Source organism: Caulobacter sp. AP07, assembly GCF_000281955.1.
Lineage (GTDB): Bacteria > Pseudomonadota > Alphaproteobacteria > Caulobacterales > Caulobacteraceae > Caulobacter.
The window spans coordinates 1-8,264 of sequence record NZ_AKKF01000050.1; the positions used below are offsets into that span (position 1 = coordinate 1).

At 68.2% G+C, this 8,264-nt stretch carries 5 protein-coding genes; all 5 read left to right on the forward strand.

Features of this window, described 5'->3' with window-relative positions:
- Positions 1 to 693 (forward strand): TonB-dependent receptor domain-containing protein (locus tag PMI01_RS04240; RefSeq protein ID WP_007663464.1); only part of this gene is annotated, 693 nt, incomplete at its 5' end.
- Positions 694 to 761: 68 nt separating this feature from the next.
- Complete coding sequence (locus PMI01_RS04245) at positions 762 to 2,306, forward strand: tryptophan halogenase family protein (RefSeq protein WP_007663466.1); 1,545 nt, start codon at positions 762 to 764, stop codon at positions 2,304 to 2,306.
- A gap of 74 nt (positions 2,307 to 2,380) precedes the next feature.
- Complete coding sequence (locus PMI01_RS04250; protein WP_238537001.1) at positions 2,381 to 4,498, forward strand: right-handed parallel beta-helix repeat-containing protein; 2,118 nt, start codon at positions 2,381 to 2,383, stop codon at positions 4,496 to 4,498.
- Positions 4,498 to 7,200 carry a glycoside hydrolase family 3 C-terminal domain-containing protein gene (locus PMI01_RS04255; RefSeq protein WP_007663468.1) on the forward strand — a complete coding sequence of 901 codons (2,703 nt, stop codon included), beginning with the start codon at positions 4,498 to 4,500 and terminating at the stop codon, positions 7,198 to 7,200. Before PMI01_RS04250 ends, PMI01_RS04255 begins: the two co-directional genes overlap by 1 nt.
- 108 nt (positions 7,201 to 7,308) lie before the next feature.
- Entirely contained in the window at positions 7,309 to 8,226 is a 918-nt protein-coding gene (locus PMI01_RS04260; protein ID WP_051989896.1) for an alpha/beta hydrolase, read from the forward strand.
- Positions 8,227 to 8,264: the final 38 nt, after the last annotated feature.

Sequence of the window (8,264 nt, forward strand, 5' to 3'; positions counted from 1 at the left end):
GGCGGCAGTCCGGCGCTCAAGCCGTACCTGGCGGACAACTTCGACGCGGCGGTGGAGTGGTACTACCAGCCCAACTCCTATGCGTCGGTCAACTTCTTCATCAAGGACGTCAGCAACTTCATCGTCGGGGGCACCCAGCGCCAGACGATCAATGGCGTGATCGATCCCTCGACCCACCAGCCGGCGATCTTCGCCGTCACGCAACAGGTGAACGGCCCCGACGCGACCGTGCGCGGCGTGGAACTGGCCTGGCAGCACGTGTTCGGCGACAGCGGCTTCGGCTTCAACGCCAACACCACCCTGGTCAGCACCAACAAGCCCTATGACCGCAACGACATCTCCCAGAGCGGCTTTGCGATCACCGGCCTGGCCGACTCCGCCAACCTCGTGGCCTTCTACGACAAGAACGGCCTCGAGGCGCGGGTCGCGATCAACTACCGCAAGGAGTATCTGCGCGGCTTTGGCCAGAACCAGAACACGGGCGCCTTCGGTTCGGAACCCACCTTCGAGAACCCGAACCTGCAGATCGATTTCAGCACCAGCTACGCGCTGACCAAGCAGATCAATCTGTTCCTGGAGGCTCAGAATCTCACCAACGAGACTCAGAGCACGCACGGACGGTTCGACAACCAGTTGCTTGACGTCTTTGCTTACGGCCGACGCTACACGGCCGGGGCCCGCTTCCGCTTCTAGGTACTTCCCCTCGACTGGGAAGGTCGTTCGCTTGATCTTCCCAGTCGATTTTTTTGGGTTTTGAAGCCATGGCGCGCCCCATCAAGAACATCGTCATCATCGGCGGCGGAACCGCCGGCTGGCTCACCGCCGGCATTATCGCCGCCAAGCACCGCGCGCGCGCCGCGACCGGCTTTTCCGTCACGCTGGTGGAATCGCCGAACACGCCGATCATCGGCGTGGGCGAAGGCACCTGGCCGACCCTGCGCACCACATTGGCCACGATCGGCGTGTCGGAGACCGACTTCTTTCGCGAGTGCGACGCGGCGTTCAAGCAGGGCGCCAGGTTCGCGCGCTGGACCACCGGCGCGGCCGACGACGCCTACTATCATCCCCTGATGCTGCCCCAGGGCTTTTCGCAGGTAAACCTTGCGGCCCACTGGCTGGCGGGCGACGGGGCGCAGAGCTTCTGCGACGCGGTCACGCCCCAGGGGCGGCTCTGCGACGACGGACTGGCGCCCAAGACCATCACCGCCGGCCCTTACCAGGGCGTGGCCAACTACGCCTATCATCTCGACGCGGGCAAGTTCGCGCCGTTCCTCCAGCGTCACTGCTGTGACAAGCTCGGCGTGCGCCATGTCCTGGCGGATGTGCGCAGCGTCGCCATGACCGAGGACGGCGACATTCGCGGGGTCGTCACCGAACAGTGCGGCGAGATCCAAGGCGATCTGTTCGTGGACTGCACCGGCTTTCGATCCTTGCTGTTGGGCGAGACCCTTGGCGTGCCGTTCCGCGACTGTGGCGACGTTCTGTTCTGCGACACCGCGCTGGCCATCCAGGTCCCCTATGAAAACGAGAACAGCCCGATCGCCAGCCACACCATCTCCACGGCCCAGTCGGCCGGATGGGTCTGGGACATCGGCCTCCCCACGCGCCGCGGCGTGGGACACGTCTATTCGAGCCGCCACATCTCCGATGAGGACGCCGAGCGCGAATTGCGGGCCTATATCGGTCCGGCGGGGCGCGATCTCCCGGCCAGGAAGATCGGGATCCGTTCGGGTCACCGCGAGACCTTCTGGAAGCGCAATTGCGTGGCCGTGGGCCTGGCAGCGGGCTTCCTGGAACCGCTGGAAGCCTCGGCCATCGTGCTGATCGAACTCTCGGCCAAGATGATCGCCATGCAGATGCCGGCCTGTCGCGAGGTGATGGACGTCGTCGCCGCGCGCTTCAACGCCACGACGCACTATCGCTGGGGCCGGATCATCGATTTCCTCAAGCTGCACTACGTCCTCAGCAAACGGTCCGACACCGCCTTCTGGCGTGACAACCGAGATCCCGAGACCGTTCCTGAGCGTCTGGCCGATCTCCTGCGGCTCTGGCGCCACCAGCCGCCCTGGCTGCATGACGAGTTCGACCGGGTCGAGGAGGTGTTCCCGACCGCCAGCTACCAGTACGTGCTCTACGGCATGGGCTTCCGGACGGAGATCGAGCCGGAAGCGCTGGCGGACGAGCGCGCGATGGCCGAGCGGGCGATGCGCGAGAACGTCGTCCAGACCGAGCGCCTGCGCGCGAACTTGCCGCGCCACCGCGACCTGATCCGCAAGATCGTCGAGCACGGCTTGCAGCCGGTATGACATCCGCCAGCGTGACCAAGCCGGCCTCACGGTCCGGCGCCGAAGCGGCGAGCGCCCCGAGGTGGATCCGACGCGTGTCCGTGATCGCAGCCGCCTTGGGTTTGGCCGCGCTTGCCTCGGGGGCCGCCGTCGCCCAATCGCTTCCCACCTTCGCGATTCCGGACGTCGCGCCAGCGGGTCCGCCCAACTCCGAGAACGCCTTCGGTTCGGTCGAGATCCACGAACGCCCAGCGCCCGTTCCCGTGGTCTTCGAAGTCTCGCCACGCGGGTCGGACGCCGGCGACGGATCGGTGGCGCATCCCTTCGCCAGTCTTCCGCGCGCCCAGGCGGCGGTTCGCGACGTGAACGCGACACGTTCGGTGACTGTGCGTTTGGCCGACGGCGTCTATCGACTGGATGCCCCTCTGCGTTTCTCCGAAGCCGATGGCGGCCAGAATGGCTACGTGGTGCGCTGGGAGGCGGCGGACGGCGCCCGACCGGTGATTTCGGGCGGCGTCGCGATCCTGGACTGGCGGCGCGCCGACGCGCGGCGAGACATCTGGGTCGCCGACATCCCGCGCGGAGCCGATCCGCGCCAGCTCTGGGTCAACGACCAACCGACCCGTCGCGCCGAGGTCGAGGCGCCGAGGCGGGCGTTCGCATTCCATGACTGGGGCATCCAGATCGTCGATCCGGCCTGGCGCTTCCTGGCCGAACTTCCCGACCAGACCCGCCTCGAAGTGGAGAACACCGGCTTCTTCACCGACCGCCGCGCGCGGGTGGAGAGCATTCGCGGCGATCGCATCGTGCTGGCCCAGCCGGGATGGCGCAACAACCTGATCGGCTACGACACCTTCGCCCGGCCCGTCTCCGGCGATCGGGCCCGGTTCTTCATCGCCAACGCCCTGGCCTTCGTGCGCGCCCCTGGCGACTGGTGGGCCGATCCGGCCCACGGCAAACTCTATTACAAGCCAAGGCCGGGCGAATTGCTGGCGACGAGCCAGGTGATCATGCCCAGGCTGGAAGTCCTGGTGTCGGTGGCCGGCGGCCCGGACCGACAGATCCACGACCTGCAGTTCTCGGGGATCAGCTTCCGGCACACCAGCTGGCTTGGCCCGTCCGGACCGCAAGGCTACGCCAGCCAGCAGAGCGGCGCCTTCCTGGCCGACGAACCGCCGAACTATCCGGCCGATCCGATCCGGGACTGCAGCTGGGGCTGCTGGGCCTTCGAGGCCATGCGCAACCATTGGCGCCAGCAGCCGGCCGCGGTGCAAGTGGCGGCCGCGGCCCGGATCCTCTTCGAGAACACCGAGTTCACGCAGTTGGGGCAGATCGCGCTGGGCGTGGGCAACGACGCCAACGCCAATCTCAGCGGCATGGGCCTGCGGGCGCGTTCGGTCGAGGTGGTCCGTAGTCGCTTCGTCGATCTGGCGGGCGGCGCGATCATGGTCGGCGGCATCACGCCGGACGCGCACCATCCGTCCAGTCCAGGGCTTGCGGTGCGCGACATCGTCATTCGCGACAACACCATCACCAGGGTCTCACAGGTCTATCGCGAACAGGCGGCGATCCTGGTCACCTATGCGACGGCGCCGATCATCCTGCGCAACGAGGTTTCCGAGACACCCTACGACGGCATCGACGTGGGTTGGGGCTGGGGCGTCAACGATCCAGGCGGCAACACGGCCTATATGTCGTTGAACCGCGGCTACTACGACCAGCCCGGCAACCTTGTCTACGACACCCCGACCATCCTGCGTGATGCGGTGATCGTGGGCAATCGGGTCCACGGCGTCAAACGCTGGTTCCCCGACGGCGGGGCCATCTATCACCTGTCGGCGGACCCCGGGGCCCTGATCGCCGAGAACCACGTCTACGACGTCCCCGGCGGCATCGGCGTCTACCTCGACGAGGGCTCGCGCCATGTGACCGTGCGCGACAACGTGTTCGACGGCCTGGGCCTCTGGGTGAACCTGAACGCGCTCGACGGCGCCCATCCCCGGCGGACCGCGGCCGACAACGTCGCGCGTGGCAACTGGCACAACGCCGGCAAGGCCAACGGAAGCTGGTCCGACTACGCCAACAACCGTCTCGTCGACAACATCGCCGTCGATGGCCAGGACTGGCCGGAAGGCGCGCGAAACGTGATCGCGCGCGCAGGCCCCGCGCCGAACGCGAAAACCCCCATGACCAATCCGCAAGGTGGCAAATAATGTCTAGATCGAAGTGGCGTCGGCACGGCTTGGTCGCGACCGTCTCCGGGGCGCTTTCGCTCTGCGCGCCCTTGGCGCATGCGGCGCCCGCCGAGCCGCCCGCGCCGGCGGTCTCGGCCGAACGCGCCAAGGCCGACCATCTGGCCGCCCAGTTGGTCGGCCAGATGACGCTGGACGAAAAGGTCGAGCAACTGCTCAACACCGCCCCAGCCATTCCGCGGCTTGGGATCCCCGCCTACAACTGGTGGACGGAGTCGCTGCACGGCGCGCTCGGCGCCTTGCCGACCACCAACTTCCCTGAACCGATCGGCCTGGCCGCGACCTTCGACCCCGCGCTGGTCCACGACGTCGCCGGCGCGGTCGGATCGGAGGTTCGCGGACTGCACACGCTGGCGCGGAGCACCGGCCGGATGGGACGTATCGGCGGCGGCCTCGACACCTGGTCGCCTAACATCAACATCTTCCGGGATCCGCGCTGGGGGCGAGGCCAGGAGACCTATGGCGAGGATCCCTTCCTGACCGCGCGCGTGGGCGTCGCCTTCGTCCAGGGCGTCCAGGGGCCCAATCCGGACCTGCCGCAGGTGATCGCCACGCCAAAGCACTTCGCGGTGCACAGCGGCCCGGAATCCACCCGCCACAGCGCCAACGTCTTCGTTTCGCGCCATGACCTCGAGGACACCTACCTGCCGGCGTTCCGCGCCGCGATCACCGAGGGCCGAGCCGGGTCGGTGATGTGCGCCTACAACCGCATCGACGGCCAGCCGGCCTGCGCCAGCGACCTGCTGCTGAAGGACCATCTGCGCCAGGCCTGGCGCTTCGACGGCTACGTGGTTTCCGACTGCGACGCGGTCAAGGACATCAGCGATCACCATAGATACGCACCCGACGCCGCCGCAGCGGTGGCCGCGGCCATGCGCGCCGGGGTCGACAACGAGTGCAACGGCGCGACCCTCACCGACACCGACGGCCTGGCCGACCGCTATCGCGAAGCCCTGCGACGGGACCTGATCAGCGTCGCGGATGTCGATCGGGCGCTGGTGCGGCTGTTCTCGGCCCGTCTGCGAACCGGCGATCTTCCCGGCGTCCGCAAGCCCGAGACCCCCGTGGCGCTGGCCAGCGTCATGACGCCCGAGCACGCGGTCCTGGCGCTGGCGGCCGCCGAAAAGAGCCTCGTCCTGCTGAAAAACGACGGGGTCCTACCCCTCAAGGCCGACACGCGGATCGCGGTGATCGGACCACTCGGCGACGCCACCCGCGTGCTGCGCGGCAACTATTCCTCGGCCCTGTCGGCGCCGCCCATCTCCGTGCTGGAAGGTCTGCGGCGAGCCATGCCCTCGGCCAGGATCGTCCACGCGGCGTTCGGCGCCTCGTTCACCGACGGCGACCGGGTCCCCACCACGGCGCTCCGGTCCCCTGACGGCAGGTCGGGCCTTCTCGCCCGCTACTACAATCCCGTCGAGCCGCCACCCAAGCGCTTCGCGCCCGGGACCTTCGGCGACGCCGTCGCCAAGATGCGCTTCGCCGACCAACCCGTCGTGACGCGCCTGGAGCCCGACGTCGCGGCCCGTAGCCTGGACCTGGCCGCCGTTTCGGATCACCACCGGGTGGTCTGGACCGGCTTTCTGGTTCCACCCGAGAGCGGGACCTATCGGCTGGGCCTGACCGGTTTCAACGGCGAAATGAAGCTGGATGGCAAGCCGTTCGCCGACCTGCGCAAGGCCGGCTGGGGCAGCCTGCCGACCCTGAAGACCATCCGGTTGGAAAAGGGCCGAAAGTACGCCGTCGAGATCATCTCGGAATCTCATGCGCTGTCGGGCGTGGATCTCGTCTGGAAACGCATCTCCGACGACCCCGCAGGCGACCTGAAGGCCGCGGCCGCCCAGGCCGACGTCCTGGTCGCCGTGGTCGGCCTGACCTCCGATCTCGAGGCCGAGGAATCCCCGGTCGAGATTCCGGGCTTCAAGGGCGGCGACAAGACCACGCTCGACATCCCGTCCGACCAGCAGGCCCTGCTGGAGCAGGCCAAGGCGCTCGGCAAACCCCTGGTCGTCGTGACGATGAACGGCAGCCCGCTCAACCTCTCCTGGGCCAAGGACAACGCCTCGGCGATCCTGGAGGCCTGGTATCCCGGCCAGTCCGGCGGACTGGCCGTCGCCAACGTGCTGTCGGGCAAGACCAACCCATCCGGGCGTCTACCGCTCACCTTCTATCGTTCGGTCGACGACCTGCCGCCGTTCGGTGACTACGCCATGGCTGGGCGGACCTACCGCTATTTCGAAGGGACTCCCGTCTACTCATTCGGATACGGCCTCAGCTATACGCGGTTCGCCTACGAGCCCCTGAAGGTCGAGGCGGCCGCCGGCGGCGCCGGCAAGGGCCTGCGCGTGACGACGAGCGTGCGAAACCTCGGGACCAGATCCGGCGATGAGGTCGCCCAACTGTATCTCGATTTCCCCGACGCGCCCGGCGCGCCCCGACTCGCCCTCAGAGGCTTCCAGCGGCTCACGCTCAAGCCGGGCGAGTCGCGGGCCATCACGTTCGCCCTGTCTTCACGTGACCTCAGTTCGGTGGACCCCGACGGTCAGCGCCGGGTGGCGTCTGGCCGCTACCGGGTCAGCGTCGGCTCGGGGCAGCCCGGCGGGGACACGGCCAGCCAGTCCGCCGATTTCGCGGTCAACGCCGAAGTCGGCCTGCCTGAGTAGCGGCCGCCTCCCCGTCCGGGCTTTGCGGCGCGAATGGGACGTCAGAAAATCAAAGGGAGATCCAGGATGAGAAGCATCAGGTTTGCCGGGAGGGTTCGTCCCGTTCGGATGCATTTGGCCGCGATCGGCATGGCGGTCGCCTGCGGCCTGGCGGCGCCGGTCCATGCGCAGAACGACAAGATGCAGCCCGTGCCGATTCCGGCTCAGCCGAACGCCATCGTGCTCGGCACGGGCGCGTTGCCGGGCGCGACGGCTCCAGAGTCCTGGCACAGCCAGTATGGAAGCCTGTTCGCCCGCAACGTCACGGTCGCCACGCTCACCCCGTTCCTGCCGGATCCGGCCAAGGCGACCGGCGCGGCGGTGATCGTCGCCCCCGGCGGCGGGTTCCGCACGCTGTCGATGGACAACGAGGGCTACGACGTCGCGCGCGCCCTCGCCGACAAGGGCGTCGCCGCCTTCGTCCTCAAATATCGCCTCAACCCGACACCGCCGGACATGCCGGGCTTCGAACGCTCGATGAAGGAGATGTTCTCGACCGGCGCCGCCCGCCCCCCGCTGCGGAACCCGCAGGCGGCCATCGCCGGCCTGGCGCCACAGATCGCCGACTCGCGAGCGGCCTTCGCCCTGGTGCGCAAGCGCGCCGCGGAATGGCGCGTCGACCCCGATCGCGTCGGCATGGTCGGCTTTTCGGCAGGCGCCATGCTCACCCTGGCCACGACCTTGGCGGGCGAGGACGCCAAACCCGCGTTCATCGGCCTCATCTACGGGCCGCTCGCGCCGGTGACGGTTCCCGCCGACGCACCGCCGATGTTCGTGGCCCTGGCCGCCGACGACCCGTTCTTCGCCAACAGCGGCTTTGGCCTGATCGACAGCTGGACGTCGGCCAAGCGCCCGGTCGAGTTCCACCTTTACGAACAGGGCGGGCATGGCTTTGGCATGTACCCGAAGGAAACCACCAGCACCGGGTGGTTCGACGCCTACGCGCGCTGGCTGGGCATGCATGGCCTGCTGAAGCCGGCGCGCTGAACGGCGGCGGGGGCCTCCGCCGCTAACGGCTGGCGGCC